Annotated in this window: 26 protein-coding genes; 17 read left to right on the top strand and 9 right to left on the bottom strand. The window is 73.3% G+C overall.

The features are described 5' to 3' along the window. Positions 1 to 22 precede the first annotated feature (22 nt). Complete coding sequence (locus OG357_RS28760) at positions 23 to 544, top strand: DUF4240 domain-containing protein (protein WP_329625731.1); 522 nt, start codon at positions 23 to 25, stop codon at positions 542 to 544. A 90-nt stretch (positions 545 to 634) separates the two neighbouring features. Here the strand turns inward: OG357_RS28760 and OG357_RS28755 are convergent, their stop codons facing one another. After that, positions 635 to 1,468 carry an SDR family NAD(P)-dependent oxidoreductase gene (locus OG357_RS28755; protein WP_329623912.1) on the bottom strand — a complete coding sequence of 278 codons (834 nt, stop codon included), beginning with the start codon at positions 1,466 to 1,468 and terminating at the stop codon, positions 635 to 637. Continuing rightward, on the bottom strand, positions 1,468 to 2,262 hold the full coding sequence (locus OG357_RS28750; protein ID WP_329623911.1) for an SDR family NAD(P)-dependent oxidoreductase: 795 nt from the start codon (positions 2,260 to 2,262) through the stop codon (positions 1,468 to 1,470). The genes OG357_RS28755 and OG357_RS28750 overlap by 1 nt, the downstream gene beginning before the upstream one ends. A 119-nt stretch (positions 2,263 to 2,381) precedes the next feature. On the opposite strand from OG357_RS28750, the gene OG357_RS28745 reads away from it, so the two are divergent. Beyond that, positions 2,382 to 3,023 carry a TetR/AcrR family transcriptional regulator gene (locus OG357_RS28745; protein ID WP_329623910.1) on the top strand — a complete coding sequence of 214 codons (642 nt, stop codon included), beginning with the start codon at positions 2,382 to 2,384 and terminating at the stop codon, positions 3,021 to 3,023. A 55-nt stretch (positions 3,024 to 3,078) separates the two neighbouring features. Here the strand turns inward: OG357_RS28745 and OG357_RS28740 are convergent, their stop codons facing one another. Then, the gene (locus tag OG357_RS28740; RefSeq protein ID WP_329623909.1) at positions 3,079 to 3,579 is read right to left on the bottom strand and encodes a GNAT family N-acetyltransferase; all 501 of its coding nucleotides are present in this window, start codon (positions 3,577 to 3,579) and stop codon (positions 3,079 to 3,081) included. A 46-nt stretch (positions 3,580 to 3,625) separates the two neighbouring features. Between OG357_RS28740 and OG357_RS28735 the strand changes: the two genes are divergently transcribed. Continuing rightward, complete coding sequence (locus OG357_RS28735; RefSeq protein ID WP_329623908.1) at positions 3,626 to 4,537, top strand: TIGR01777 family oxidoreductase; 912 nt, start codon at positions 3,626 to 3,628, stop codon at positions 4,535 to 4,537. 230 nt (positions 4,538 to 4,767) lie between these two features. Beyond that, positions 4,768 to 6,138, top strand: a complete 1,371-nt coding sequence (locus OG357_RS28730) for an NAD(P)/FAD-dependent oxidoreductase (protein WP_329623907.1) — start codon at positions 4,768 to 4,770, stop codon at positions 6,136 to 6,138. A gap of 4 nt (positions 6,139 to 6,142) precedes the next feature. On the opposite strand, the gene OG357_RS28725 is transcribed toward OG357_RS28730, so the two are convergent. Further along, positions 6,143 to 7,774 (bottom strand): regulator, encoded by a 1,632-nt coding sequence (locus OG357_RS28725; RefSeq protein ID WP_329623906.1) that lies wholly within the window; start codon positions 7,772 to 7,774, stop codon positions 6,143 to 6,145. A gap of 358 nt (positions 7,775 to 8,132) precedes the next feature. Here OG357_RS28725 and lipB point away from each other — a divergent pair, with 358 nt between their 5' ends. The 4 genes from lipB to OG357_RS28705 all read left to right on the top strand — a co-directional run bounded on the left by lipB (position 8,133) and on the right by OG357_RS28705 (position 11,227). Next, positions 8,133 to 8,954, top strand: coding sequence for a lipoyl(octanoyl) transferase LipB (gene lipB / locus OG357_RS28720; protein WP_329623905.1), 822 nt, complete (start codon positions 8,133 to 8,135; stop codon positions 8,952 to 8,954). 119 nt (positions 8,955 to 9,073) lie between these two features. Continuing rightward, positions 9,074 to 10,042, top strand: a complete 969-nt coding sequence (gene lipA / locus OG357_RS28715; RefSeq protein ID WP_329623904.1) for a lipoyl synthase — start codon at positions 9,074 to 9,076, stop codon at positions 10,040 to 10,042. 254 nt (positions 10,043 to 10,296) lie between these two features. Further along, positions 10,297 to 10,512: an SCO2195 family GlnR-regulated protein gene (locus OG357_RS28710; RefSeq protein WP_267043227.1), complete on the top strand. Its 216-nt coding sequence runs from the start codon at positions 10,297 to 10,299 to the stop codon at positions 10,510 to 10,512. Positions 10,513 to 10,522: 10 nt separating this feature from the next. Next, on the top strand, positions 10,523 to 11,227 hold the full coding sequence (locus tag OG357_RS28705; RefSeq protein ID WP_329623903.1) for a DUF4191 domain-containing protein: 705 nt from the start codon (positions 10,523 to 10,525) through the stop codon (positions 11,225 to 11,227). An 89-nt stretch (positions 11,228 to 11,316) separates the two neighbouring features. On the opposite strand, the gene OG357_RS28700 is transcribed toward OG357_RS28705, so the two are convergent. Next, positions 11,317 to 11,784: an RDD family protein gene (locus tag OG357_RS28700; protein WP_329623902.1), complete on the bottom strand. Its 468-nt coding sequence runs from the start codon at positions 11,782 to 11,784 to the stop codon at positions 11,317 to 11,319. Positions 11,785 to 12,004: 220 nt separating this feature from the next. On the opposite strand from OG357_RS28700, the gene glnA reads away from it, so the two are divergent. Beyond that, positions 12,005 to 13,429 (top strand): type I glutamate--ammonia ligase, encoded by a 1,425-nt coding sequence (gene glnA, locus OG357_RS28695; RefSeq protein WP_329623901.1) that lies wholly within the window; start codon positions 12,005 to 12,007, stop codon positions 13,427 to 13,429. A 96-nt stretch (positions 13,430 to 13,525) separates the two neighbouring features. Here the strand turns inward: glnA and OG357_RS28690 are convergent, their stop codons facing one another. Continuing rightward, the gene (locus tag OG357_RS28690) at positions 13,526 to 13,801 is read right to left on the bottom strand and encodes a hypothetical protein (protein ID WP_024758496.1); all 276 of its coding nucleotides are present in this window, start codon (positions 13,799 to 13,801) and stop codon (positions 13,526 to 13,528) included. Positions 13,802 to 13,949: 148 nt separating this feature from the next. Between OG357_RS28690 and OG357_RS28685 the strand changes: the two genes are divergently transcribed. Continuing rightward, entirely contained in the window at positions 13,950 to 14,309 is a 360-nt protein-coding gene (locus tag OG357_RS28685; RefSeq protein WP_329623900.1) for an arsenate reductase family protein, read from the top strand. Between the two features lie 55 nt (positions 14,310 to 14,364). After that, the gene (gene pdxR / locus OG357_RS28680) at positions 14,365 to 15,816 is read left to right on the top strand and encodes a MocR-like pyridoxine biosynthesis transcription factor PdxR (RefSeq protein ID WP_329625730.1); all 1,452 of its coding nucleotides are present in this window, start codon (positions 14,365 to 14,367) and stop codon (positions 15,814 to 15,816) included. Here the strand turns inward: pdxR and OG357_RS28675 are convergent. Continuing rightward, positions 15,792 to 16,712, bottom strand: a complete 921-nt coding sequence (locus OG357_RS28675; protein ID WP_329623899.1) for a Gfo/Idh/MocA family protein — start codon at positions 16,710 to 16,712, stop codon at positions 15,792 to 15,794. The two genes, pdxR and OG357_RS28675, sit on opposite strands and share 25 nt — an antisense overlap. 140 nt (positions 16,713 to 16,852) lie before the next feature. On the opposite strand from OG357_RS28675, the gene OG357_RS28670 reads away from it, so the two are divergent. From OG357_RS28670 to OG357_RS28655, 4 genes are all read left to right on the top strand, one after another. Further along, positions 16,853 to 18,316 (top strand): hypothetical protein, encoded by a 1,464-nt coding sequence (locus tag OG357_RS28670; protein ID WP_443066750.1) that lies wholly within the window; start codon positions 16,853 to 16,855, stop codon positions 18,314 to 18,316. Next, positions 18,313 to 19,488, top strand: a complete 1,176-nt coding sequence (locus OG357_RS28665) for an ARPP-2 domain-containing protein (RefSeq protein WP_329623898.1) — start codon at positions 18,313 to 18,315, stop codon at positions 19,486 to 19,488. The genes OG357_RS28670 and OG357_RS28665 overlap by 4 nt, the downstream gene beginning before the upstream one ends. Positions 19,489 to 19,625: 137 nt before the next feature. Beyond that, entirely contained in the window at positions 19,626 to 20,657 is a 1,032-nt protein-coding gene (gene glnII, locus OG357_RS28660) for a glutamine synthetase (protein ID WP_329623897.1), read from the top strand. 382 nt (positions 20,658 to 21,039) lie between these two features. Continuing rightward, positions 21,040 to 21,636: a winged helix-turn-helix domain-containing protein gene (locus OG357_RS28655; protein WP_329623896.1), complete on the top strand. Its 597-nt coding sequence runs from the start codon at positions 21,040 to 21,042 to the stop codon at positions 21,634 to 21,636. On the opposite strand, the gene OG357_RS28650 is transcribed toward OG357_RS28655, so the two are convergent. Together OG357_RS28650 and OG357_RS28645 are read right to left on the bottom strand one after the other, a co-directional pair. Continuing rightward, positions 21,637 to 23,073 carry a PepSY-associated TM helix domain-containing protein gene (locus OG357_RS28650; RefSeq protein ID WP_329623895.1) on the bottom strand — a complete coding sequence of 479 codons (1,437 nt, stop codon included), beginning with the start codon at positions 23,071 to 23,073 and terminating at the stop codon, positions 21,637 to 21,639. Positions 23,074 to 23,123: 50 nt separating this feature from the next. Beyond that, positions 23,124 to 23,705, bottom strand: coding sequence for a hypothetical protein (locus tag OG357_RS28645; RefSeq protein WP_329623894.1), 582 nt, complete (start codon positions 23,703 to 23,705; stop codon positions 23,124 to 23,126). 234 nt (positions 23,706 to 23,939) lie between these two features. Here OG357_RS28645 and OG357_RS28640 point away from each other — a divergent pair, with 234 nt between their 5' ends. Together OG357_RS28640 and OG357_RS28635 are read left to right on the top strand one after the other, a co-directional pair. Further along, on the top strand, positions 23,940 to 24,956 hold the full coding sequence (locus tag OG357_RS28640) for an NAD-dependent epimerase/dehydratase family protein (RefSeq protein WP_329623893.1): 1,017 nt from the start codon (positions 23,940 to 23,942) through the stop codon (positions 24,954 to 24,956). A 70-nt stretch (positions 24,957 to 25,026) separates the two neighbouring features. Further along, positions 25,027 to 25,827: a tyrosine-protein phosphatase gene (locus OG357_RS28635; protein ID WP_329623892.1), complete on the top strand. Its 801-nt coding sequence runs from the start codon at positions 25,027 to 25,029 to the stop codon at positions 25,825 to 25,827. Positions 25,828 to 25,853: the final 26 nt, after the last annotated feature.

The raw sequence follows: 25,853 nt of genomic DNA, 5'->3' as shown, positions 1-25,853 counted from the left end.
GAGACAGGATGCTGGTCCCGTGATGGACGAGACGGAGTTCTGGGAGATCATCGACAACACCCGCGAGGCCGCCGAGGGCGACCCCGAGGAGCAGGCCGATCTGCTCGTGGACCGGCTGACCCGGCTCGATCCCGACTCCGTGCTCGACTACGCCCGCCATTTCGAGGCCCGCTACAACCGCGCGTACCTCTGGGATCTGTGGGGCGCGGCGGCCGTGCTCTTCGACGGGGCCGGCGACGAGACCTTCGACGCCTTCCGCTGCTGGCTCATCGGCCAGGGCCGGGAGGTCTTCGAGGGGGCGGTGCACGATCCGGACGCGCTGGCGGAGCTGCTCGACGACTTCGACGTGGAGATCGACGGGGACGGCGAGGAGATCGGCTTCGCGGCGGACGAGGCGTACGAGCAGCTGACCGGCGCGGAGACCCCGGACCTGGGCATTCCGATGCCGGGCGGGGAGCCGCTGGGCGCGCCCTTCGACCTGGAGGACGACGACGTGCTCGCGGCCCGCTTCCCGCGGCTGTGGGAGCGCTTCGGAGCCGCGTAGGAGACGGCGGGGGTACGGACAGGACGACGGAGGTACGGACCCGGGGGCCGTCCCACCCCGGGTCCGTACCGGCTCTGCGGCCCGTGCCCGTCAGCCCTGCTGGAGCTGCGGGTTCACCTGGCCGAGGATCATGTCCGTGCGCGGCTGGAGCGCCGGGAAGAGCTGCTCCGGCTGCGGGATCGCCCAGTACTTCCCCTCGGCGACCATCTCGAAGACGCGCTCGGCGTGCTCCTCGGGGGTCAGCCCGTGCTCGTCGGCGAGGGTCTGCAGGTGCTCGTTGAAGGCCGCGATCTCGGGCGGGGTGCCCTCCCCGGGCCTGGCCGCCTTGAAGATCTCGCTCTTGACCGAGCCGGGCGTCACCACGGACACCTGGATCGGTGCGCCCTTCATCTGCATCTCGTGGTGGAGCGACTCGGTGAGCGCGAGCGTGCCGAACTTGGTGACGCTGTACGGGGCCATCAGCGGGCTCGGCAGCATGCCGCCGATGGACGACACGTTCACCACCCAGGCCTTCTCGCCGCGCTCCAGCATGCGCGGAACGAAGGCGCGGATGCCGTTGACGTACCCGCCGATGTTGACGCGGAGCATGGCGTCCCAGCGCTCGGCCGGGATCTCCCAGGAGTAGCCCATGGCCATGATCCCGGCGTTGTTGACCAGCAGGTCGACCGTGCCGAAGCGGGTGTACGCGTGGTCGGCGAGGGCCTCGACGGACGCGGGCTCGGCGACGTCGGTGACCACGGCCTCCACCTCGGCGCCGATGGCCCGCAGCTCCTCGGCGAAGGCGGCGAGCCGCTCGGCGGCGACGTCGGCGAGGACCAGCTTCATGCCCAGTCCCGCGGCGTGCCGGGCGAGCCCGGCGCCGATGCCGGAGGAGGCGCCGGTGATGACGGCCGTACGGCCGCCGAACACGTCCCGGGCGCTCATCAGAAGTGCGTTCCGCCGTCGATGCGGACCTCGGTGCCGGTGATGAACCGGCCGTCCTCGCTCGCGAGCATCGCGACGACGCCCGCGACGGTCTCGGGGCCTGCGAAACCCTCGCCGAGGGCGGGCATGAGCTTCATGAAGAGGTTGAAGTCGGCGTCCTCGGGGAGGCCGGGGCCGACGCTCTGGCGGCTGGCGCCGGTGCCGTCGGTCATGCCGGAGGAGATGGAGCCGGGCTGCACGGCGGTGAAGCGGATGCCCTGCTTGGCGTACTCGGCGGCGAGCGCGTGGGTCATGGACTGGATGCCGCCCTTGCTGGCCGCGTAGGCCGCCATGTAGGGGTGGGCGAACATCGCGGAGGTGGAGGAGAAGTTCACGACGGCGGAGCCGTTGCCCTCCAGGAGGGCCGGGATCGACTCGCGGATCACGAGGAAGGTGCCGGTGAGGTTGATCCGCAGCACCTGCTCGAAGGAGTCGAGGCTCGTCTCGTGGGTGTGCGAGGAGCGCAGGATGCCGGCCGCGTTGACCAGGACGTCCAGGCCGCCGAGCGCCTCGACGGCGGCGGCGACGCCGGCCCGTACGGAGGCCTCGTCGGCGACGTTCACGACGACGGTGGTGAGGCGGTCGGCGGCGTCGCCGGCCTTGGCGACGGTGTCCTTGAGGCCGTCCTCGCTGATGTCGGCGGCGACGACCCGGCCGCCCTCCGCGAGCACGCGGAGCACCGTGGCCTGGCCGATGCCGGAGCCACCGCCGGTGATGAGGGCGCGGCGTCCTTCGTAACGGGTCAGCTGGTTCATGGCGGCAACCTCTCGATGTCAAGCTTCCGTGGAACGCTGCCACCGTACGCCCACATGGCACGTTTTGCCATACCTGCACGTCATGCACTTCGGGTGGTTCCGGGCGTACGCTTCGTACGGTGAGCACCAAGCCCCCCTCCCTGACGGAACGCCGCAAGGCCGCGACCCAGCTGGACATCGCCCGCGCCGCCGCCGAGCTCTTCACCGAGCGCGGACCCGACGGCACCACGGCCGAGGACATCGCCCAGCGGGCCGGGGTCGCCCTGCGCACCTTCTACCGGTACTTCCGCTCCAAGCAGGACGCCGTGGCCCCGCTCCTCGCGGGCGGCGCGGACCGCTGGCGCGAGCAGCTCGCGGCGGCCGGCCCCGGGGCCCGCCTCCCCGAGGCGCTGGAACGCTCGATCGCCGCGTCGCTGGCGGCGGAGGGCGCGGAGGCGGCGGAGGGGCTCCTGTGGACCCGCGGGCTCCTGCGGGCGGCCGCCGAGGACCCCGCCCTGCGGGCCGTCTGGTACCGGGTCAACCAGGAGTCCGAGGAGAAGCTGCGCGAGGTCCTGGCCGGGCTCGCGGGCCCGGACACCGACCCGCTGGAGATCCGGCTCGCGGCGGCGGCGGCCACGGACGCCATCCGGATCGCCCTGGAGGCCTGGGCGGAGTCGGACGCGCCGGTGCGCGGCGAGGGCTCACCGGCCGCTCTCGCGGTCCGCTGCCTGCGTGAACTGATGGGCGGGATGCGGCTCCTCGGGGACGCGACCGCCGAGTGATCTACGGCTCGTGCGATCTACGGCTCGTACGATCTACGGCTCGTGCGATCGACGCTCAGGTGAGGAGCGAGCGGCCCATCAGGACGTCGTCCACGTACTCCCCGTCGATCAGGAGCTCGCCCGGCAGCACGCCCTCCACCGCGAAGCCCTCGGAGGCGTAGAGCGCGCGGGCCGGGGTGTTGTGTCCGAGGACCCGCAGGGTGATCCGGCGGGCGCCCTCCGCGCGGGCCCGCTCCGCGGCAGCCCGCAGCAGGGCCCGCGCCACGCCCCGGCCGCGGGCGGACTCGGCGACCACGAGGCCCTGGATCTGGCGCACGTGCGCGGTGGCGGCGAGCGAGGTCGGCGGGACGAGGCGTAGGTAGCCGACGACCTCGCCGGCGACCTCCGCGACGAGGTAGTCCTCGGGCAGGTGGCGGGCGTCGAAGAAGGGCTCGTACGGCTCCGTGGGGGCGGGCAGCACCGCGTGCAGGGGCGACCAGGCGGCCCGGTCGAGCGCGGCGAGGACGTCGTCGTCCCCGGCTTCGGCGATACGTATCTGCGTCTCCGGCACGATCATGACGGCCACTGTGTCACGCACGGGACCGGGAGGGCAGGATGGGCCCATGCAGCGTTCCGCCACCCGCAAGCGCGTCGCCGTCACCGGCGCCTCCGGACTCATCGGCAAGGCCCTCGTCCGCTCCCTGCGCGCCGACGGCCACGACGTCCTCCGCCTCGTCAGGCGACCCGCCGCGACCGCCGACGAGGTCGAGTGGGACCCGAAGCGGCTGTACGTGGACGCCGCCGGACTCGTCGGGGTGGACGCCGTCGTGCACCTGGCGGGCGCCGGCGTCGGCGAACGCCGCTGGACCGAGGCGTACAAGCGGGAGATCCGCGACAGCCGCGTCCTCGGCACGCAGGCGATCGCCCAGGCGCTGGCCTCACTGGCGGAGCCGCCGGAGGTCCTGGTGTGCGGCACGGCGCTCGGCTGGTACGGGGACACCGGCAGCCGCGCGGTCGACGAGAGCGCGCCCGCCGGGACGGGCTTCCTTCCCTCGGTGTGCGTGGAGTGGGAGGCCGCCGCGGCGCCGGCCGAGGAGGCCGGCATCCGCGTCGCCTACGCCCGTACCGGACTGGTCGTGGCCCGCGAGGGCGGGGCCTGGGGACGGCTCTTCCCGGTCTTCCGCGCCGGGATCGGCGGCCGGATGGGCGACGGCCGCCAGTACTGGTCGCACATCTCCCTCCACGACGAGGTGGCCGCCCTGCGCCACCTGGTCGACACCCCGTCCCTCGCCGGGCCGGTGAACCTCACGGCCCCCGAGCCCGTCACCAACCGTGAGGTGACGGCCGCGATGGGCCGGGTCCTGCGGCGGCCCACGCTGTGCACGGTGCCCGCGCCCGCCCTGAAGCTGCTCCTCGGGGACTTCGCCCAGGACGTGCTGGGCAGTCAGCGGGTGCTGCCGGGGCGGCTGTTGGAGTCCGGCTTCGACTTCGCCTTCCCGACGATCGACGACGCGATCCGCGCCGCCGCCCGCTGAGCCCTCCTCCCCTGCCCCGGCCCTCCCCTGCTCCTCCCTGCCCCCTCCCCGGCCTCCCCCTGCGCTCCCCCGTGCTGCGCGCGCACCGGTGCGCGCGGGCCGACTTCCGTGGGAGCGCTGCCTAGGATCGTGGCGAACTCGGGCATTCCGGGGGCTCGTTGGGGGCATAGGCCTCCCACTGTGGGGGGCATGAGCCTCCCACCAGCCGCGCCGATCCTGGGGAGGGGCACGTGCTCAGCAGCTCAAGTACCGCACAACGAACGGACGTCGTGGAGATCGTCGACGTCGTCATCGTGGGGGCCGGGATCGCGGGGCTCGCGGCCGCGCACCGGCTGACCGGGGCCGGGCTCTCCGTCGCCGTCCTGGAGGCGGAGCCGCGGGTGGGCGGCCGGATGGCCACCGACTCCGTCGACGGCTTCCTGCTCGACCGGGTGGGGCCCCTGCTCACCCTGTCGCCCGAGGAACTGCGGGCCGTGCCGGGGCTCGACGGCCTCGTGCTGCGCCCCTTCGCCCCGGGCGTGCTCGTGCACAGCGACGGCCGGTACACGCGCTGGGGCGCCCCGCACCCGCGCCGGGCGGCCGGCACGCACCGCGCGGGGGGCCACCGAAGCGTGGGGGGAGCGTTCAGCATGGCGCGCGCCCTCGCGAGCGCCCCCCGGCGTCCGGCCGCCTCGCTCGACCAGGCACGGCTCGGCGCGTCCCTGGTCCGGCTCGCCGCGACCCCGTCCCAGCGGCTGCTGACCCGCCCCGAGCGGACCGCGCGCGAGGCGCTGACCGCCCGGCTGCCCGCCCGGACCGTGCAGGGCGTGCTGCGGCCGCTGCTCGCGGCGCTCCTCGGCGACCCGGACCTCGGCATGTCGAGCCGCCGGGCGGACCTGGCGCTGCGCGCCTTCGCCCGGGGCCGGCTCGCGGTGCCGGAAGGCGGTTCGGCGGCCCTCCCGGAGCGGCTCGCCGCCGCGCTGCCGCCCGGCACGGTCCGTACCGGCGTCCGGGTCACGGAGGCGTCCGTCTCCCGGGTCACGACCGCCGGGCACGGGGTCTTCGGCTGCCGCTCGGTGCTGCTCGCGACGGGGGCGCGGACGGCGGCCGAACTGCTGCCCGGCCTGCGGGCGCCCGCCTTCCACGCGGTGACGGTCCTCCACCACACGGCGCCCGTGGCGCCCACCGGGGACCCGGCACTGGTCCTGGAGTCCGACCCGGGCGGGCCGGTGGCCCACACGGCCGTCATGAGCGCGGTCGACCCGTCCCGCGCCCCGGAGGGCCGGGCCCTGATCACCTCGACGGTACTCGGGACGCCGCCGGACGACACGGAGCGGCGGGTCCGCAAGCACCTCGCCACGCTGTACGGCACGTCGACCGACGAGTGGGAGTTGCTCGCCCTGCGCCACACGGCGGAGGCCGTGCCGGCGATGCCTCCACCGCACGACGCCCGCCGCCCGGTCCGGCTGCTCGCGGGCCTGTACGTGTGCGGCGACCACCGGGACGCGGGCACCCCGCAGGGCGCCCTCGCCTCGGGGGCGCGCGCGGCCCGCGCGCTCCTCGGCGACCTCGGCGTCCGGCTCCCCGTGGAGGAGGACGAGGCGGCGGAGGAGGCCGCGTAGGTACTCAGCCGATGGCGGCGACGCGGTCGCGGTAGGTGCGGGCGGCCGCGGCGTCGCGGTACGGCTCCAGGCGGCGCTCGAAGTCGCGTACGTACTCGACGGCGCGCGCCGACCGCATCTCGGAGGCCTGCTGGGCGGCCTCCGCGCCCAGCGCGCAGGCCTGGTCGAGTTCGCCGAGGGCGAGGCGCGAGGTGGCGAGGACGACCCGGCAGAAGAGCCGGCTGCGGGCGAAGCCGGGCGCGCGCAGCTGGAGGGCGCGCTCGGCGTGCTGGGCGGCGGGCCGGTACTGCTGGAGGTCGCGGTGGCAGTGCCCGAGCTCGTCGGCGAGCTGGGCCTCGTCGAACATCCTGGCCCAGTAGGGCACCTCGTCGCCCGGCCGGGCCGCTTCGAGGGCCCGCTCGGCCCGGACCAGGGAGGCGCTGCACACCCGGGCCTCGCCGAGGACCGCGTGCCCGCGGGCCTCGATGGCGTGCAGCATGGCCTGGACGACGGGCGGCGCGGCGGGCCCGACGCCCTGCTGGGCGACCCGGGCGAGCTGCACGGCCTCCCGCCCGTGGCCGAGGTAGACGGCCTGGCAGCTCATGGTGAGGAGCACGTACGAGCCGTAGGCCCGGTCCCCGGCGGCCTGGGCGAGGCGCAGCGCCTGGACGAAGTAGCGCTGGGCGAGGCCGTGGGCGGCGATGTCGTACGAGGTCCAGCCGGCGAGCCGGGTGAGGTCGGCGGCGGCGGCGAACAGGCGGCGGCCGACGGCCTCGCCGTACGTGCCGCGCAGCATCGGCTCGGTCTCGTGTTCCAGGTAGCGGACGAGGGCCTGCCGCGCGTGGCCGCCGCCGTAGGCGTGGTCGAGGGTGCGGAAGAGCTCGCCGACGGAGCGGAGGGCGGCGATGTCGCCGCTGGAGACCCGCTGGCCGGGCCCCCGGTCCGTACCGCGCTGCCGGGGCACGGAGAAGCGGCCCTGCGCGGGGACGCGCGGGTCGTGGGCGACGTGGGAGACCCGGGGGTCGTGCGGGGTCCTGGGTTCGTGCGGGGTCCTGGGTTCGTGCGGGGAGCGGGATTCGTGTGGGGCGCGGGGATCGTGTGGGGAGCGGGATTCGTGCGCCGCGCGGGGATCGTGTGACGCGCGGGGGTCTCCGGGTGTCCCGCCGTGGGCCCGGGAGGACGGCGGGCCGGGGGCGAGCTCGCCGCGGGCCACCCGCTCGTCGGCGCGGCCGATGAGCCAGTCGCGGCTGGGGACGACGAGTCCCGCCGGGGTGAAGGCGATCTTGCGGAGTTCGGCGTGGCTGCCGGAGTCCTTGCGCCAGAGCCCGCTGACGATGTCGACGGCCTCCTCGGGGGTCGCCGCGAACTCCAGGCCCGCGTAGACCGGCGCGCAGGCGTCGAGACCGAGGTCCTGCGCGGAGAGCCGGCGGCCCAGGCGCCGGGTGAAGACCTCGGCGATGAGGGCCGGGGTGGTGCCGCGCGGCTGCTGGCCGCGGAGCCAGCGGGTCACGGAGGTCTTGTCGTACCGCAGGTCGAGGCCGTGCTCCAGACCGAGCTGGTCCACCCGTCTGGCGAGGCCCGCATTGGAGAACCCGGCTTCGGCGATGAGCGCGGCGAGCTGGCGGTTCGGGATGCGCTGCGGTGGTCGTTCCGTCATCAGCTGTGCGGTCTCCTGCCTTCCGGGCCCAGGTGCAGCCCGTTCGGACCCTCATGGATCGGCGTGAATTTAGCGGTCTCCACGGCCCGTACCGCCGCCTTCGCCCCACATTCATCCGATCGTGTGAGGATTGGCGGCACCGCTGACGTAGTCGCCGCGGGCCGGCTGACGGACGGAGCACCCCGGCACCGCCCGTAGAGGCGCCACCAGGGGCGCATCTACACGCGTCCCCGGCCACCCCCGCACAGGTGTCCACGGCACCGCCGTACAGTGGCATGGGCGCGAATGACGCATGGTGCCTCGCCGGCCCGGGATGATCCCCGGAACCCGGCCGCGGCACCCAGGAGGAGGCATGGCCGTGAGTGAGCTGCGATTCGTCCGCCTTGGATTCGGCGCTGATGCCGTCGACTACCAGGTGGCCTGGGACAAGCAGCGCGAAGTGCACGCCGCACGGTTCGCCGACGAGACCGCCGACACCTGTCTGCTCCTCGAGCACCCGCCGGTCTACACCGCCGGCCGGCGCACCGCGGAGAACGAGCGTCCGCTCGACGGGACGCCCGTCGTGGACGTGGACCGCGGCGGCAAGATCACCTGGCACGGCCCCGGTCAGCTGGTCGGCTACCCGATCATGAAGCTCCCCCGCCCGGTGGACGTCGTCGCGCACGTCCGCCGCCTGGAGGACGCCCTGATCCGGACGGCCGCCGAGTTCGGCGTGGAGACGAGCCGGGTCGAGGGCCGCAGCGGTGTCTGGGTCCTCGGGGACCCCGTGGAGGAGCGGCCGTCGTTCGGCGGGCTCTCCCTCGACTTCGACCCTCGCCTCACCGACGAGGAGTTCGACCCCCGGCTGAACGGCCCCGAGTACGCCCCGTCCAACGCCGGCCAGCGCCGCGAGGACCGCAAGCTCGCCGCCATCGGCATCCGGGTCGCCAAGGGCGTCACCATGCACGGCTTCGCCCTCAACGTGAACCCGGACAACGCGTGGTTCGACCGGATCATCCCCTGCGGCATCCGCGACGCGGGCGTGACCTCGCTCGCCAACGAACTGGGCCGGGACCTCGCGATCGAGGAGGTGCTCCCGGTCGTGGAGCGCCACCTGCGGGAGGTCCTGGAGCAGGCGGAGCTCAAGCCCCGCGAGATCGAGCGTCCGGCGGAGCCGGAACCGGAGCCGGCCTCCGCCTAGCGGCGGTCCGAGGTCCGAGGAATGCGGTGCTCTGGCCAGAGGTTGGTCAGACGGTAAGGCATGGGAAGCAACGGGCGTACCCTGGTGTGCGCCGAAGAATCGAAGCTACAGGAGCCGATGTGTCCGCAGTCGCACCCGACGGACGCAAGATGCTGCGCCTGGAGGTCCGGAACGCCCAGACCCCCATCGAGCGCAAGCCCGAGTGGATCAAGACCCGCGCGAAGATGGGGCCCGAATACACGAAGATGCAGGGCCTCGTGAAGAGCGAGGGCCTGCACACGGTCTGCCAGGAGGCGGGCTGTCCCAACATCTTCGAGTGCTGGGAGGACCGCGAGGCGACCTTCCTCATCGGCGGCGACCAGTGCACCCGGCGCTGCGACTTCTGCCAGATCGACACGGGCAAGCCCGAGGCGCTGGACCGTGACGAGCCGCGCCGCGTGGGCGAGTCGGTCGTCACGATGGACCTGAACTACGCCACCATCACGGGCGTCGCGCGCGACGACCTGGCGGACGGCGGTGCCTGGCTGTACGCGGAGACCGTGCGCCAGATCCACCAGCAGACGGCGGAGCGCGCCGACGGCCGTACGAAGGTCGAGCTGCTCGCCCCCGACTTCAACGCGGTGCCGGAGCTCCTGGCCGAGGTCTTCGCCTCCCGCCCCGAGGTCTTCGCGCACAACGTGGAGACGGTGCCGCGGATCTTCAAGCGGATCCGTCCGGGCTTCCGGTACGAGCGTTCGCTGGACGTCATCACGCAGGCCCGTGACTACGGTCTGGTCACGAAGTCGAACCTGATCCTCGGCATGGGCGAGACCCGCGAGGAAGTCAGCGAGGCGCTCCAGCAGCTGCACGACGCGGGTTGCGAGCTCATCACGATCACGCAGTACCTGCGCCCCTCGGTCCGGCACCACCCCGTCGAGCGCTGGGTGAAGCCGCAGGAGTTCGTGGAGCTGAAGGAGGAGGCCGACGAGATCGGCTTCTCCGGCGTGATGTCGGGCCCGCTGGTCCGTTCCTCGTACCGCGCGGGCCGCCTGTTCCAGCAGGCGATCGAGAAGCGCGGTGCCGTCGACAACGCCACTCAGGCTGTGTGAATCCGAGCACAAGCAGTTACCGGTCGGTAGTGGCCGGATCCGGCGCGGCCCGTACGCCCCCGCAGCTCAGGGGGGACGTACGGGCCGCGTCGGCGTATCCGCCGTCCGGCACTTGGCCGCATCAACGTTTCATCAGTGTTTGACCACCGGGTCACGCCCTGGTAACACCGATCTGTGAGCCTGAATTCACTCACCGCCACCACCCGCTCACAGCCCCCCGCCTCGTCTCATCCGCAATCGAGGGAGGACCCGACATGCCGGCCGCATCGACGCACGTCCGCGTCACCGCGATCCCGTCCGTCACCGACGCCCTGAAGGCCGTGGAGGCCCTGCTGCTCGGCGCCGGGCAGCGCACCGCCCGGCGCAACGCCTGGACCTCCGTCCTGGAGGACCGGCGCCACGCCAAGGACCGGGTCGAGGCCCAGCATGTGATGGAGGCCGCGTCGGGCCGCGCTTCGCGGGCCACGTAAACTTCAGGACATGGCGAGGAAGGCAAACACTGGCAGCGCTGACGCTGCGAACCCCGGGCGGCTCAAGCAGATCGCCCTCACGTACAAGATGACCCGGAAGGCCGACCCTAAGGTCGGACTTGTCGTCGCAGGCGTGGGCATCGTCGTACTCGGTGTCCTCCTCGCGATCGGCTTCCTCATCGGTCATCCGGTCTATCTGGGCATCCTGGGCTTCGTCCTGGCGCTCCTGGCGGCGGCCATCGTGTTCGGGCGGCGCGCCGAGCGCGCGGCCTTCGGGCAGATGGAGGGCCAGCCCGGTGCGGCGGCGGCGGTGCTGCAGAACGTCGGGCGCGGCTGGACGACGACCCCCGCGGTCGCGATGAACCGCAGCCAGGACGTCGTGCACCGCGCGGTCGGCAAGGCGGGCATCGTGCTGGTGGCGGAGGGCAACCCGAACCGGGTGAAGACTCTGCTGGCGGCCGAGAAGAAGCGGATGAGCCGCGTCGTGGTGGACGTGCCCGTGCACGACCTCATCGTCGGCGACGGCGAGGGCCAGGTGCCGCTCAAGAAGCTCCGTACGACCATGCTCAAGCTGCCCCGCGTGCTCACCGGCCCGCAGGTCACCGCGGCCAACGACCGGCTGCGTGCGATGGGCGACCTGATGAGCAACATGCCGCTGCCGAAGGGTCCGATGCCGAAGGGCATGCGGATGCCTCGCGGCGGGAAGACGCGCTGACGCGCCCGACCCCGTACGCGAGAAGGGCCCCGGACCACACGGTCCGGGGCCCTTCTCGCGTACTCGGGGGGTCAGATTGCTCGGGGGAGTCAGATACGGACCTGGACGGCGCCGGAGAGGCGGTCGTGGAGGCCGCGGCCGTCGCGGTCCCAGATGAGGGCCGGGATGGCGAGGCAGACGAGCACGGAGCGGATGGCCACGCGCGGGAGGCTGAGCCGGCCGCCGTTCGCCGAGACGACCCGCAGACCGAAGAGGCGCTTGCCGGGCGTCGAGCCGATGGTGCCGACCGTGAGGACGCTCAGGACGAGCAGGAGGCCGAGCGCCCAGTTGCTGGTCGCCTGGCTATAGCTGTCGGTGATCAGGCCGTATGCGATCAGCAGGCACAGGGCCCAGTCGAAGGCGAGGGCGCCGAGCCGGCGGCCCGGGCGGGCGATCGAGCCGGGTCCCTCCTCGGGCAGTCCCAGCTGCTGACCCCGGTAGCCGAAGTCCACGCCTGCTTGCTCCGCCGCGGCACGGGGGCCGGAGAGCCACGATCCGAGTGCTTGCCTGTTGTCCACCCGACCACGGTACTGCGCCCGTTTTCGATCACTTCCGTCCGGGTCGGACTGGGCACGTCGCAGCACGCCGCACACCCGCTCCGGTTAACTTCGACGAAACAAATGGGTCATGCTGGAGAAATCCCGTCTGCCTATGGTCGGGTCCAGCGTGTGCCACCGCAATGGCGCACGACCGAGCTGCAACCCCGCCCCTCCCCGGGCCGGGAGTAGGAGGAGTTGGATGTCCGAGAAGCACGGGTTCCAGAACGCCGACGAGGTCAAGAAGTTCATCAAGGACAACGACGTCAAGATGGTCGACGTCCGGTTCTGCGACCTTCCGGGCGTGATGCAGCACTTCACGATCCCGGCGACGGCCTTCGACCCGGCGGAGGAGCTCGCCTTCGACGGCTCGTCGATCCGCGGCTTCCAGGCGATCCACGAGTCCGACATGTCGCTCCGCGCCGACCTGTCGACGGCCCGTGTGGACCCCTTCCGCCGCGACAAGACGCTGAACATCAACTTCTTCATCCACGACCCGATCACGGGCGAGCAGTACAGCCGTGACCCGCGGAACATCGCGAAGAAGGCCGAGGCGTACCTCGCCTCCACCGGCATCGCCGACACCGCCTACTTCGGCCCCGAGGCGGAGTTCTACGTCTTCGACTCGGTGCGCTTCGAGACCTCGGCGAACCAGGGCTTCTACCACATCGACTCCGAGGCCGGCGCCTGGAACACCGGTTCGGAGGAGAACAACCGCGGCTACAAGGTCCGCTACAAGGGCGGCTACTTCCCGGCCCCGCCGGTCGACCACTTCGCCGACCTGCGGTCGGAGATCTCCCTGGAGCTGGAGAACGTCGGCCTCCAGGTCGAGCGCCAGCACCACGAGGTCGGCACCGCCGGCCAGGCCGAGATCAACTACAAGTTCAACACGCTGCTCGCCGCGGCCGACGACCTGATGCTCTTCAAGTACATCGTGAAGAACGTCGCCTGGCGCAACGGCAAGACCGCGACCTTCATGCCGAAGCCGATCTTCGGCGACAACGGCTCGGGCATGCACGTCCACCAGTCGCTGTGGGCGAACGGCGACCCGCTGTTCTACGACGAGACCGGCTACGCGGGCCTCTCGGACACCGCCCGCTACTACATCGGCGGCATCCTCAAGCACGCGCCGTCGCTGCTCGCCTTCACCAACCCGACGGTGAACTCGTACCACCGCCTGGTCCCGGGCTTCGAGGCCCCGGTCAACATGGTGTACTCGCAGCGCAACCGCTCCGCCGCCATGCGCATCCCGATCACGGGCTCGAACCCGAAGGCCAAGCGCGTCGAGTTCCGCGCGCCGGACCCGTCCTCGAACCCGTACCTCGCCTTCTCGGCGCTGCTCCTCGCGGGCCTCGACGGCGTGAAGAACAAGATCGAGCCGGCGGAGCCGATCGACAAGGACCTGTACGAGCTGGCTCCCGAGGAGCACGCGAACGTCCAGCAGGTCCCGACCAACCTGGAGGCCGTCCTCCACGCCCTCGAGGACGACAACGAGTACCTGCAGGCCGGTGGCGTCTTCACGTCCGACCTGATCGAGACGTGGATCGACTACAAGCGCACCCACGAGATCGCCCCGATCCAGCTGCGCCCGCACCCGCACGAGTTCGAGCTCTACTTCGACCTCTAAGCCGGACGCGCCTCACGAGTGAAGGCCGTCGCACCCGGATTCCCGGGTGCGACGGCCTTCGCCGTTCCCCGCCGTTCCCCGCCGGTCCCTACGGGGTCAGCGGCCGTAGCGGATCAGGGCGCGGACCATGCGGCAGGTGGTGTCGGAGGGCGGGTGGATGCCGATGTCGGCGGCCGTCGTGCGTATCGTCGCGTTCGTGGCCTTCGACGGGACGTAGACGCCGGCGTCGAGGAGGGCGATCGCGAGACGCATCGCCTTCAGGCGGCGGTTGTGCGTCACGTACCACTCGCGGGGGCGGCCCGCGGGGAGCGGCTTCCTCTGGAGCGGCTTCCAGGGTTCGAGGGACGGTGTCCGGATCACGGCCAGAGCCATGGGCTACCTCCTGGCGAACGGTGGGGTGCGGGCCCTCCCCGGGACCCTCACCTTCACCCCTTATTTTAGTGGCCCCCACTGACAATCGCCCCTGGCCAGGCAGGGTTTGGGGGGTGGTGGAGGAAGGTCTGGGGGGTACCGTGGGGGCATGGAGATCTGGATCAATCCCGCCTGTTCCAAGTGCCGCAGCGCCCTCACCCTCCTCGACGCGGAGGGCGCCGACTACACCGTGCGGCGCTACCTGGAGGACGTGCCCTCGCCCGACGAGATCCGGCAGGTGCTCGACCGGCTCGGGCTCGAACCGTGGGACATCACGCGGACGTCGGAGGCCGTCGCCAAGGAGCTCGGTGTGAAGGAGTGGCCCCGGGACGCGGCGAACCGGGACCGGTGGATCGAGGCCCTCGCCGGGCACCCCAAACTGATCCAGCGGCCGATCATCACGGCGGAGGACGGCACGGCCGTCGTGGCCCGGTCGGAGGAGGCCGTGCGGGACGCCCTGTCCCGTTGAGCCGGTGACGCAGGCAGGGCCGGGACACGGCCCGGAAGGAAGTGCGGTGAGCGGGATGGTGGACGGAGGGCCCGGCGGGCTCGGGGTCGATCTGCATCTGGAGCTCGGCGCGAGCGGCAGCCGGCGGGCCGTGCTCACCGAGGCCCTGCGCGAGGCCGTCCGCGGCGGACGCCTCGCACCCGGGACACTGCTGCCGCCCTACCGGTCGCTCGCCGCCGACCTCGGGATCGCCCGGAACACCGTCGCCGACGCGTACGCCGAGCTGGTCGCCGAGGGCTGGCTGACCTCCCGCCAGGGCTCCGGGACCCGGGTGGCCGAGCGGGTCCTCGCTCCGGCCCCCGGACCGGCACGGCCCGCCGCGCCGGCAGCACTCCCGTACGACCTCGTCCAGGGCAAGCCCGACCCCGGCGCCTTCCCGCGCGCGGCCTGGCTGGCGGCCGCCCGGCGGGCGCTGACCGCCGCGCCCCACGAGGTCTTCGGCGTCGGGGACCCGCGCGGCCGGATCGAACTGCGCCGGGCCCTCGCCGCGTACCTCGCACGGGTCCGGGGCGTACGGACCACCCCGGACCGGATCGTGGTCTGCTCCGGCACCGCGCACGCCCTGCGGCTCCTCGCGCGCGTTCCCCTGGCGACGCACGCCCGCGAGAAACCCGCCCGCCAGACGGCCGCCCACAAGGCGCCTCCCCGGCCCTGGGCCGTCGAGGCCTACGGACTCCCCTACCACCAGGGGCTGCTGGGCGAGGCGGGGATCCACACCCTGCCACTGGCCGTCGACGAGGACGGGGCGCGGATCGCGGAGATCCCCCCGGAGGCGGGCACCGTCCTGCTCACCCCCGCCCATCAGTTCCCCACCGGCGGGCCGCTCCACCCGGAACGCCGGGCCGGCGTCCTGGAGTGGGCGCGGCGCTCCGGCGGGCTCGTCGTGGAAGACGACTACGACGGCGAGTTCCGCTACGACCGGCGGCCGGTGGGCGCCGTCCAGAGCCTCGACCCCGACCGGACCGTCCTCCTCGGCTCCGTCAGCAAGAGCCTCTCCCCCGCGCTGCGGATCGGCTGGATGTGCCTGCCGGAGGCCCTCGTGGACGGGGTCGTCGAGGCGAAGGGCCTGCGCGAACCGCACACGTCGGCGACGGAGCAGCTCACGCTCGCGGAGTTCGTCGACTCCGGCGCGTACGACCGGCACGTCCGGCGGATGCGCCAGCACCACCGCGTGCGGCGCGACCGACTGGCTGCGGTGCTCGCGGAGCGCGTGCCGCGGGTGCGGGTGACCGGTCTCGCCGCCGGGCTGCACGCCCTCGTGGAACTGCCCCCGGGGACGGAGCGGGCGGCCGTCGCCGCCGCGGCCCGGCACGGGGTCGCCGTGGAGGGCCTCGCGGACTACCGGCACCCGGAGGCACTGGGCGCGGCCCTCCCCGACGGCCTCGTCGTCGGCTACGCCACACCCCCGGACCGGCTGTACCCGGCCGCGCTTGACGCGCTCTGTCAGGCCTTGTCCGCCGCGCTCTGAGCGGCGAGCCGCTCCGCCTCCGTCAGGATCTCGGTCAGGCGCAGGCCGAACCGGGCGTCGCACGGGTGCGCCTGGCCGGTGCGGGCCGCCGTGAGCAGGGCGTCCACGGCCGCGGCGAAGGCGTCCACCGCTCCTCCCCAGCGGGGCAGTTCGGCCCGGCCCCGGGTGCCGTGCAGGGAGAGCGTCACCTCCACGGCCTCCGGTGGGGCGCTCAGCGTGAGGGTGGCCGTGCTGCTCGCGCCGGAGCCGTGGCGCAGGACCAGGTGGTGGGTGTCCGCCGGGCCCGGCGCGGCCGTGATCGCGGTGACGTCGCCGAGGACCGGCAGGTAGACGGAGAGGACGTGCGGGCCGACGTCCCACAGCCCGCCCTTCTCCCGCCGCCAGGGCGAGGCGGCGTAGTCGCTGGTGGAACCGGGGCCGTAGAGCGAGCCCAGCCAGTGCGCCTCGCCCAGGAACCAGCCGCCCGCCGCCGTCTGCTCCTCGATCCAGCGGGCCGTCGTCTCCGCGAAGCGGAGCGTGCAGAACACGACGGAGGCGACTCCGGCCTTCTCCGTCGCCTCGGCGACCTCGCGGGCCGCCGCCACCGTCGTGGCGACCGGCTTGTCGAGCAGGACGTGGCAGCCGGCCTCCGCCGCCCGCACCGCCAACGGCGCCTGGACGTCCGGCGGCAGCGCGAAGGCCACGGCGTCGCTGGCCGCGAAGAGCGCGTCCACGTCGTCGTACGCGCGCGTGCCGGACGCGGCGGCGAGCGCCTCCGCCGCCTCCGGGCGTCTGCCCCACACCCCGCTGAACTCGACGCCCGGATGCCCGGCGAGCGCGGGCGCGTGCGTACGGGCGGCCCAGGGGCCGGTGCCGAGAAGTCCGATACGGGGCTTCGCGCCCTGGTGCTTCGCCATGCCCCCAGTCTGCCCGGTGCCTCTGACAGCGCGGGCGATCGGGCCGGGCCCGCCGTAATCCGCTGGCGGGCCTCCCCCACCCCGGTGTTAGCGTTTCCCCGCCGGCCGCGGGACTTCGGTGCGACTTCCGGAACCTGCCTATGAAGCAACGTCTTCGCTGTTCGTGCCCCCATTCCCCGGCCGGCGCCCACGAGAAGGGGAGAGCCTTGTCCGAGCTCGTCGCCGCCGAGGACGTGCTCCTCTTCGTCAACGCCGCCGTGACCGCCACCGGCCAGCGCGAGTTCCGCTCCTCCGCCGCCGCGCAGCGCTTCTCGCTGCGGTTCGTCCACGAGTACGTACGGGTCAACTACCGCCCCGTGTACGCGGCCGCGCTCGCCCTCGACATCAACCACCACAACGCCGCCCTCATCGTCGAGCAGCTGCTGCGCACGCCCCACGAGGCGGGCGGGCCCGAGGCGAAGCGGGCCGAGGGGCGGCTGATCGCCGCGCGGCTCGCGCTGCTGCCGCCGCAGCGCGTCTACCGGCTGTTCCGTACGCTGCGCGCCGCCGGGGTCAACAACCGCCGCACGCGCGCGATCGTGCGCGCGTGGATCGCCGCCCGGCCCGACCCCGCGCTGGACGCCGTGAAGTACCGGCCCGGGGTGAAGGCCGCCCTCCGGCACGTCCACGGCCGGCCGGCCGACCCCGAGACCGGCGACTTCCTCTTCGCGCCGGGCCGCCGCGTCCGGTACGGGAACGCCACCCTCGACGCGTACCGCCGCGCGCACTACGAGCAGGGCGCGCTGTACGAGCTGCCGTTCACGGTCGCCGAGGGCTTCGCCGCCCGGCACAAGGTGCCCCGCGCCGTGTTCCTGGAGCGGATCGCGCCCCGGATGACACGCCTCGAGCAGCTCAGGACGGAGCGGGCCGCCGATCTGACCGTCATGCCGCTCACCCGGCTCGCGCTGTACGTCCTCGCGCTGCCGTTCGGCAAGCGGGTGGAGCGGCGGGCCGAGCTGACGCACGCGCTGCGCGCCGCCGCCCGGCGTGCGGCCGGGCCGTACGCGGGGAGCTGGGGGCGGGTCGCCGCCGTCCTGGACGACAGCTTCTCCTCCTCCGGTTCGGCGGTGAAGCGGCGCCGTCCGCTGGCCGTCGCGCTGGGCTGCCACTTTCTCCTGGAGGCGCTCGCGGCGCCGGGGGCGTACACCGCGCTGTGGACCTCGGGCGGCTCCGATCCGCTGCTCGTCCGGCCGTCCGGGCCGACGCCGCTGGGCCTGCGGATCCTGGACGCGCTGGAGACCGGACCCGACCGGGTGGTGATCGTCTCGGACGGCTGGGACAACGCCCCGCCGGGGCTCGCGGGAGAGGTCCTGCGGGTGTGGCGGTCGCGGCTCGATCCGGAGCGTCGGACGAGTGTCGTCCACCTCAACCCCGTATACGACGCGGAGGGCTTCGACGTGCGCCGGCTGGCGCCGAGCGTGCCGACGGCCGGGATCCGGGACGCGGAGGATCTGGCGGCCCTGGTGGAGGTCGCCCAGTTCGCGGAGGGACGGACGGGGTTCGACGAGCTGGGGGCCTATCTGGACCGGCGCGTGGAGCTGTTCTTGAAGGGGGCCGGGGGATGACGCGGATCGATCTGACCGGGCTCGACGTCCGGCCGGCGCAGGTGTGGGGCGGGGTGCGGATCGTGCCGCTGGTGCGGGCCGAGCCGGTGGCCGGGCTGCGGCTGCGCCGGGAGGTGTACGAGGGCTCGGGCCTCGGTGCCGTGGACCTCGGAGACCGGACGACCTACACCTCGTACGTGCCGCACGGCTTCGTCGCCGACTGGACGGGCGCTGGGGCGGGAGCAGGGGCACAGCCGGGGGCGGAGTCCGCCGCGTACGGGACCCGGCTCGGCGGCGAGGGCGCGCCCCCGTGCGTGCCCGTGCGTCGCATCCACCGGCTGGCCAAGCGGCGGCAGGGCGAGCGGCGGCTGCGCTTCCTGCCGCTCCACCTCGCCCTCGAGGGGTATCTCGCGCTGCACTTCGGCGGGCCGTCCGTGGTCTGGGACGACTGGTCCAGGAAGGCCCTCGGGCACGGCCTCTCGCCGCGCGCCGAGGCGGCGTACGCGGGCTGGGCGGTGCCCGGGCTCGCGGAGGCCCTGCGGATCTTCGAGCTCCATCCTGGCCAGTGCGGGATGCTCCTGTACGTGGCCGACGCGCTGGCCGCGGCCTTCGTGGTCCCGCACCCGGAGGACTACCGCGTGCTGCACCCGACGCTCGTCGAGGACCTGTACGGGGAGCTGGTCCACCAGTACGCGTACTACGGCAGGCCGGTGCCGGAGTTCACGGCGCGGATCCGGGACGGCGCCGGCGGCATCCGTACCCTCGCGGACCTGCGGGCGGCGGCGCGCGGGCAGGAGCGGGCCTGGGCCGAGGCGCACGACGGGCTCATGGCGCGGGACCTCCTGGAGACCTCGTACGCCTTCGAGCGGGTGCACCGGATGGGCGACTTCGACCTGCACCGGTTCCTGCCGCCGTTCCTGCGGGACGGGCGGGAGCAGCACATCGGCGAACTGATCACCGACCACAAGGGGCGGGCGGCCTATCTGAAGACCTTCCGGCTCTCCGAGAAGCAGATCCGGAAGGGGCATCTGCTGCGGACGCTCGCGGACCGCGACTGGCACCTGGGGCGGACGGCGGAGGCCCTCGGCACCTCGTACGCGGAGGTGGTGCGCCGGATCGAGGCGGCGGGGCTCGGGGGGCTGCTCGATTCGCACGTCGTCGCACGGCGTCTGCGGGAAAAAGAGGAAAGCTGAGTAACACGGGGTTCACAAACGGGCAACCGACGGGAAATCCGGTGTTGCGAAGCTGCGACCGGACACAGACACCGCAGCTTCTCGCAGCGCCGCGAGCCGCCGCGCACCCGCAGCAGCACGCCCAAAGGATGAGGCCCGTGACCTTCAAGGCTGAGTACATCTGGATCGACGGCACCGAGCCGACCGCGAAGCTTCGCTCGAAGACGAAGATCATCGTGGACGGCGGCGCCGCGCTCGACGAGCTGCCGATCTGGGGCTTCGACGGTTCCAGCACGAACCAGGCCAAGGGCCACGCCTCGGACCGTGTCCTCAAGCCGGTCTTCGTCTGCCCGGACCCGATCCGCGGCGGCGACGACATCCTGGTGCTGTGCGAGGTCCTCAACACGGACATGACGCCGCACGAGTCCAACACGCGTGCCGCGCTCGCCGAGGTCGCCGCGAAGTACGCCGCGCAGGAGCCGATCTTCGGCATCGAGCAGGAGTACACCTTCTTCGAGGGCGACCGCCCGCTCGGCTTCCCCGTCGGCGGCTTCCCCGCCGCGCAGGGCGGCTACTACTGCGGCGTCGGCTCGGACGAGATCTTCGGCCGTGACGTCGTCGAGGCGCACCTGGAGAACTGCCTCACCGCGGGTCTGGGCATCTCCGGCATCAACGCCGAGGTCATGCCGGGCCAGTGGGAGTTCCAGGTCGGCCCGCTGGCTCCCCTCACGGTCTCGGACCAGCTGTGGGTGGCCCGCTGGCTGCTGTACCGCACCGCCGAGGACTTCAAGATCTCCGCGACCCTGGACCCGAAGCCGGTGAAGGGCGACTGGAACGGCGCGGGCGCGCACACCAACTTCTCCACCAAGGCGATGCGCGAGGGTTACGACGCGATCATCACCGCCGCCGAGTCCCTCGGCGAGGGCTCGAAGCCGCTCGACCACGTCAAGAACTACGGCGCCGGCATCGACGACCGCCTGACGGGTCTGCACGAGACCGCCCCGTGGGACAAGTACTCCTACGGCGTCTCGGACCGCGGCGCCTCGGTCCGCATCCCGTGGCAGGTCGAGCAGGACCAGAAGGGCTACATCGAGGACCGTCGCCCGAACGCGAACGTGGACCCGTACGTGGTGACCCGCCTGCTGGTGGACACCTGCTGCGAGGCCCTGGAGAAGGTCGGCCAGGTCTGATCGTCCGGTCCCCCGGACCGCGCTCCACACGCACTGCCGAAGAGGCGCCCACCGTTCGTACGGTGGGCGCCTCTTCCGTCATGTGGGATGGATGACACGGGGTTTGGCCGGGGAAAGGCTCGTCGGAGGCATTCCCTTCTGGTCTAATAGGGATATGGCCACGATGAGGAACGACGCCGCGACAGGTCGCTACGACCTCGAGCCGTTCTGGCCTTCCCGGCAGCACGACGACTTCGACCGGGTCTGTTGCCGCGCGAGGAACGCGTCGGCCCTCTAAAGCCCCGATCGGTTCGGTCCGATCCCCGGCCTTCGGCCGACGCGCACGACGACTGACGTACGACGCCTGTCCGTTCGTTTCTCCGCGCGAAAGAGCTGACCCTCCATGGCCCACATCCAGAGTGCTCCCGTCACCGCCGTCCGTCCCGGCCGGCACCGGCTCCGGGCCGTCGACCCCGACGAGGTCGCCGGACTCCCCCCGCTCTCGCCTCTCTCGCCTCTCTCTCCGCTCTTCCAGCTCTCCCAGGTGGCGGAGCTCCTGCCGCCCGGCGCCACGCTGCTGCCCGCGCCGCAGCACGCGCTGCCGACGCTGCCGGGCCGCCCGCCGATGGTCGGGTACCTCGTGCTCGTACCGGCCGATCAGCAGCCGCAGGCCCCCGTGGCCGCCCCCGTCCCCGCGCCGCCCGTGGCGGCGGAGGAGCAGGGGCCGGTGGCCATCGACGGGGTCCGGCGGATCGCCGTCGTGGACGGGGAGGAGCTCGACCTGACATATCTGGAGTTCGAGCTCCTCGCCCATCTGGTGGCGCACCCCCACCGGGTGCACACCCGCGACCAGTTGGTCACGACGGTGTGGGGGTACGGGCACGTCGGCGACGGTCGTACGGTCGACGTGCACGTGGCCCGGCTGCGCCGGAAGCTGGGCGCCGAGCACCGCCACACGATCCAGACCGTGCGGCGGGTCGGCTACAAGTACACGCCCTGATCAGGCTTTCCGCGGGGACCTCGCCCTCACCTTCGCCACCAGGGCGAGGGTGAGGTCCACCGCCAGGAACAGCAGCAGGCTGAGACCGAGCAGCGGGACGAACCAGCCGACGAGGGCCGTGGCCGCCGCGAGCGGCAGCAGCATCGTCACCGGGACCTTGCGCCAGGCCCCGCGCGCCACCGGGCGGCCCGGGCGGCGCTGCCACCACATGCGGTAGCCCCAGAGGATCAGCAGGATCAGGGAGAGCGCGAGGGCCGCGAGCGCCAGCTGGTTGAACAGGCCGAGGAACACGCCGGTGTGCGCGTCGATGCCTATCCGGGTCAGCTTGGCGAGGAGCGGGTAGTCGGCGAAGGAGAGCCGGTCGAGGACCGTGCCGTCCGCCGGGTTCACCGCCGCCGAGTCCAGCTCCAGCGGGAACTGCGTGTCGGTCTCCTTGACCACGTACCCCTTGCCCTCGGCGGGCAGGACGACCGAGATCCTCGGGCTGTCGATGCCGGCCGCGCGGGCCGCCTCGACGGCCTTGTCGACGCCGATGTCCGGGCCCTGGGCGGTGGTGCCGCCCGGCTCGTGGCCTGCGCCGTGGCCCTCGTGTTCCGAGCCGGCGCCGGCGCCGCCGTCGAGGGTCGCGGTGAGGGTGGGGGTCGCGCCGCCGAGGCCGTCCTGCACGACGCCGATGTTCTCGCCCGCGTACCGCGACCAGGTCAGGCCGGTCGCGGAGAGCAGGACGAGTCCGGTCACGGCCCACAGGCCGACGGAGCCGTGCCAGGAGAGCGTGCGGCGGCGGGACTTCGGGCCGCCCTCGGGGACGAACAGCGCGCGGCGGTTCTTCCTGCGGCGGCCCAGCCACAGCGCCAGACCGCCGAGGGCGATCACCCACAGCCAGCTGGCGGCCAGTTCGCTGTAGTTGCGGCCGAGCTCGCCGAGGTGCAGATCGGCGTGGAGACCGTCGATCCAGGTGCGCAGCGGCAGGGCGCCGGAGCTGCCGAAGCTGGGCAGCTGCCCGCCGACGTCCCCGGTGTACGGGTCGACGAAGACGGCGAGCGACGTGCCTTCGGGGACGTCCGGGTCGGCCATCAGGACCCGGGTGGTGGCGTCCGGTTCGGCGCCGGGCCAGACGGCGGTGACGGTGCCGTTCGGGTTGACCTTGCGGGCGATGTTCACCTGCTGCGAGAGCGGCAGGGTGGTGTCGCCGACCGGGACCTCCAGCTCGTGCGCGTAGATCACCTTCTCGGCCTGGAAGGAGAGCGCGTAGAGCAGGCCGCTGGCGGCGGCCACGAGGAGGAACGGGGCGACGAGGACGCCCGCGTAGAAGTGGAGACGCAGGACGAGGGGGCGCAGGGCGCTCCAGGTGCTCGTCCGGCGCGGAGTGGTGGCTTCGGATGTCTCCGACGGTGGCGCCTCGGTGGTTTCCGGGCGTGCGGGATCGTCGATGGTCATGACGGACTGTCCTTGGAGTCGATGTGGACAACGGGAGGAGACCCCCGGTGTCAGACGTGTGCTCCGAGGGTCGTGGCGCGGGGTACGGACAGCCGGGGCGGGCCGCGCCGGGAGAGGGTGTGCGCGAGGACGACGGTGTGGGGGCGGTGGGCGTGCCCGCGTGCCCTGCGGACCGGGCCGCGCGGGACGTCGGGGACGCGGACGCGGGCGCACAGCAGGCGCAGCGGGGTGAACGCGTACGCGAGGGCCGCCTCGGCGACCCTGAAGAACGCGGCTTCGCCGTGGGCCAGCCAGAGGCCGCAGAGGAGCGCGGCGATGAGGTGGACGGCGAGCATGCCCGTGTCGGAGCCCATGCCGGTGGCCATGCCGGTCGATCCCATGGGGTCCATGGCGGCATGGGAGGTCGGCATGGTGTGCGCGTGCGTCATGGCCGTCGCGTCGCTCGCGGCGTGCGTGGCCGGCGGGTGCGAACCGGTCGTCGAGAAGAGCAGGTGCAGCGCGCCCTGGAGGACGAGCATGGCGCCCGCGATCGTCGGCGCGCCCCGGCGGCGTCCGGCCGCGGCCCAGGCGGCGACCGCCGTCGCGGCGAAGGCGCCGAGGAGGCCGGACGTCGGGAGCTGATGCGCAGACATGGACGAATGCCCCACGGCTGCCAAGGTCACGCACACCACCGCGAAAAGTGCGGCTCGCAGGGCGCGCAGGGGCGACCGGGCATCCGTCATCGCCCGCCATGGTGCCATCCCGCCATCTGGCCGAACAGACCCCCTCCCCCGCCACCGTCCCCCCCGCCGCGTTCCTCCCCCGGCGGAATCCTCCCGGAGCGGAAACCCTGGCCCCGACCGCCGCCTCCGAGGCAGTCTTCGATCATGAAATTGCTGATTCTCGGTGGTACGGAATTCGTGGGTCGCGCGGTCGTCGAGGCCGCGCTCGACCGGGGCTGGGAGGTGACGGTCTTCCACCGGGGCCGCCACGCACCCCCGGCCGGAGTCACCTCCCTGCTCGGCGACCGGACCACCGGCCCGGACGGGCTCGCCGCCCTCGCCACCGGTTCCTGGGACGCCGTCGTGGACACCTGGTCGGCCGCGCCGTCGGCGGTCCGGGACGCGGCGCGGCTGCTCGCGGACCGGGTCGGGCGGTACGCGTACGTGTCGAGCCGCTCCGTCTACACCTGGCCGCCGGCCGCCGGACTCGGGGAGGACGGCCCGCTGGTGGAGGGTTCGCCGGACGCCGGGGACGTGCCGTACGCGGAGGCCAAGATGGGCGGCGAGCTCGCCGCCACGGCCGCCTTCGGGGCGGACCGGACGCTGCACGTCCGCGCGGGCCTGATCATCGGCCCGTACGAGAACGTCGGCCGGCTCCCGTGGTGGCTGAGCCGGATCGCGCGCGGCGGTACGGTCCTGGCCCCCGGGCCGAGCACACTCCCCCTCCAGTACGTCGACGCCCGCGACCTCGCCGAGTGGACGCTCGACGCCGTGGCGGCCGGGCTCTCGGGGCCGTACAACCTCGTCTCGCCGCCCGGGCACACGACCATGGGCGAGCTGCTCGACGCGTGCGTACGGGCGACCGGCGCGGACGTCGAGCTGCGGTGGGCGGAGCCGGAGGCGGTCGTCGCGGCCGGCCTTGAGCCCTGGTCGGAGCTGCCCGTGTGGCTGCCGCCGGGCGAGATGTACGACGCGATGCACACCGCCGACGTCTCCAAAGCTGTCGCGGCGGGGCTGCGCTGCCGGCCGGTCGCGGAGACGGTCGCGGACACCTGGGCGTGGCTGGAATCGCTCGGCGGGGTCGCGCCGAGGCGCCCGGACCGGCCGGAGGTCGGGCTGTCCAACGAGCGGGAGGCGGAGTTCCTGGCGAAGCACGCGCCGGACATCGAGGGCGGCAGCTGACGAACTGCCCTCTTCCGGGCGATCCACTACGGTCGACAGGAAAGTGGACGAACCGGAGGAGTCGACGCCCATGCCCGCCATCCCCGCCGCCTCCGTCGCCAATCTCCGCGACCTCGGTGGTCTGCCCCTCGGTGACGGGCGCGCCGTCCGGTCCGGTCTCGCCCTCCGCTCGGCTCAGCTCGACCGGCTCGATCCGGCCGAAGCGGTGGTGGCGGACCTGGGCATCCGTACGGTCGTCGACCTCCGGACGGAGAGCGAGCGCGGCGACCGGCCGGACCGCCTGCCGGCCGGGGCGCGGCTGCTCGTCGCGGACGTGCTCGCCGACCACCTGGCCGTCAGCGGGCTGCCGCCCGCCGCGCGGCTGAAGCTGCTGCTCACCGACCCGGCGCTGGCCGAGGAGCACCTCGGCGGGGGCCGGGTGCGGGCGGCCTTCGCCCGCACCTACCGGACCTTCGTGTCCGGCGACTCCGCCCGCGCCGCGTACCGTGCGCTGCTGACCGAGCTGGGCACGCCGGGCGCCGGGCCCGTGCTCTTCCACTGCTCGGCGGGCAAGGACCGGACGGGGTGGGCGGCGACGGTCGTCCTGTCGCTGCTGGGCGCGGACGAGGAGACCGTGCGGGCCGAGTACCTGGCGGTCAATACGGCGGTACGGCAGGCGTTCGCGCCGATGATCGAGGGGTTCACGGCCCAGGGCGGCGACCCCGAGCTGGCGCTCGACCTGATCGGTGTCCTGCCGGAGTACCTGGATGCGGGGCTCGACGAGGTGGCGGTCCGGCACGGCTCGATGGAGAAGTACGTACGGGAGGGGCTCGGCGTCCCGGACGAGGTGACGGCGCTGATCCGCGAGCGGTTGACGGTCCACGCGGCCTGAGCCGCCGTCGAGGGGCGTCGGGGGCC

This window comes from Streptomyces sp. NBC_01255, assembly GCF_036226445.1.
Lineage (GTDB): Bacteria > Actinomycetota > Actinomycetes > Streptomycetales > Streptomycetaceae > Streptomyces.
Note: the sequence above shows the minus strand (reverse complement) of the source record. Positions and strands in the feature narration are given on the sequence as shown.

What these genes read in the sequence shown, in the direction of transcription:
- OG357_RS28665 (WP_329623898.1), top strand. Translation starts at nt 18,313, where the DNA reads ATGACGCGGATCGATCTGACCGGGCTCGACGTCCGGCCGGCGCAGGTG.
- OG357_RS28725 (WP_329623906.1), bottom strand. Translation starts at nt 7,774, where the DNA reads ATGACGGAACGACCACCGCAGCGCATCCCGAACCGCCAGCTCGCCGCG.
- OG357_RS28645 (WP_329623894.1), bottom strand. Translation starts at nt 23,705, where the DNA reads ATGTCTGCGCATCAGCTCCCGACGTCCGGCCTCCTCGGCGCCTTCGCC.
- OG357_RS28640 (WP_329623893.1), top strand. Translation starts at nt 23,940, where the DNA reads ATGAAATTGCTGATTCTCGGTGGTACGGAATTCGTGGGTCGCGCGGTC.
- OG357_RS28635 (WP_329623892.1), top strand. Translation starts at nt 25,027, where the DNA reads ATGCCCGCCATCCCCGCCGCCTCCGTCGCCAATCTCCGCGACCTCGGT.
- OG357_RS28675 (WP_329623899.1), bottom strand. Translation starts at nt 16,712, where the DNA reads ATGGCGAAGCACCAGGGCGCGAAGCCCCGTATCGGACTTCTCGGCACC.
- OG357_RS28755 (WP_329623912.1), bottom strand. Translation starts at nt 1,468, where the DNA reads ATGAGCGCCCGGGACGTGTTCGGCGGCCGTACGGCCGTCATCACCGGC.
- glnA (WP_329623901.1), top strand. Translation starts at nt 12,005, where the DNA reads ATGTCCGAGAAGCACGGGTTCCAGAACGCCGACGAGGTCAAGAAGTTC.
- OG357_RS28740 (WP_329623909.1), bottom strand. Translation starts at nt 3,579, where the DNA reads ATGATCGTGCCGGAGACGCAGATACGTATCGCCGAAGCCGGGGACGAC.
- OG357_RS28690 (WP_024758496.1), bottom strand. Translation starts at nt 13,801, where the DNA reads ATGGCTCTGGCCGTGATCCGGACACCGTCCCTCGAACCCTGGAAGCCG.
- OG357_RS28710 (WP_267043227.1), top strand. Translation starts at nt 10,297, where the DNA reads ATGCCGGCCGCATCGACGCACGTCCGCGTCACCGCGATCCCGTCCGTC.
- OG357_RS28705 (WP_329623903.1), top strand. Translation starts at nt 10,523, where the DNA reads ATGGCGAGGAAGGCAAACACTGGCAGCGCTGACGCTGCGAACCCCGGG.
- OG357_RS28735 (WP_329623908.1), top strand. Translation starts at nt 3,626, where the DNA reads ATGCAGCGTTCCGCCACCCGCAAGCGCGTCGCCGTCACCGGCGCCTCC.
- OG357_RS28685 (WP_329623900.1), top strand. Translation starts at nt 13,950, where the DNA reads ATGGAGATCTGGATCAATCCCGCCTGTTCCAAGTGCCGCAGCGCCCTC.
- OG357_RS28750 (WP_329623911.1), bottom strand. Translation starts at nt 2,262, where the DNA reads ATGAACCAGCTGACCCGTTACGAAGGACGCCGCGCCCTCATCACCGGC.
- OG357_RS28760 (WP_329625731.1), top strand. Translation starts at nt 23, where the DNA reads ATGGACGAGACGGAGTTCTGGGAGATCATCGACAACACCCGCGAGGCC.
- OG357_RS28650 (WP_329623895.1), bottom strand. Translation starts at nt 23,073, where the DNA reads ATGACCATCGACGATCCCGCACGCCCGGAAACCACCGAGGCGCCACCG.
- OG357_RS28670 (WP_443066750.1), top strand. Translation starts at nt 16,853, where the DNA reads ATGAAGCAACGTCTTCGCTGTTCGTGCCCCCATTCCCCGGCCGGCGCC.
- OG357_RS28655 (WP_329623896.1), top strand. Translation starts at nt 21,040, where the DNA reads ATGGCCCACATCCAGAGTGCTCCCGTCACCGCCGTCCGTCCCGGCCGG.
- pdxR (WP_329625730.1), top strand. Translation starts at nt 14,365, where the DNA reads ATGGTGGACGGAGGGCCCGGCGGGCTCGGGGTCGATCTGCATCTGGAG.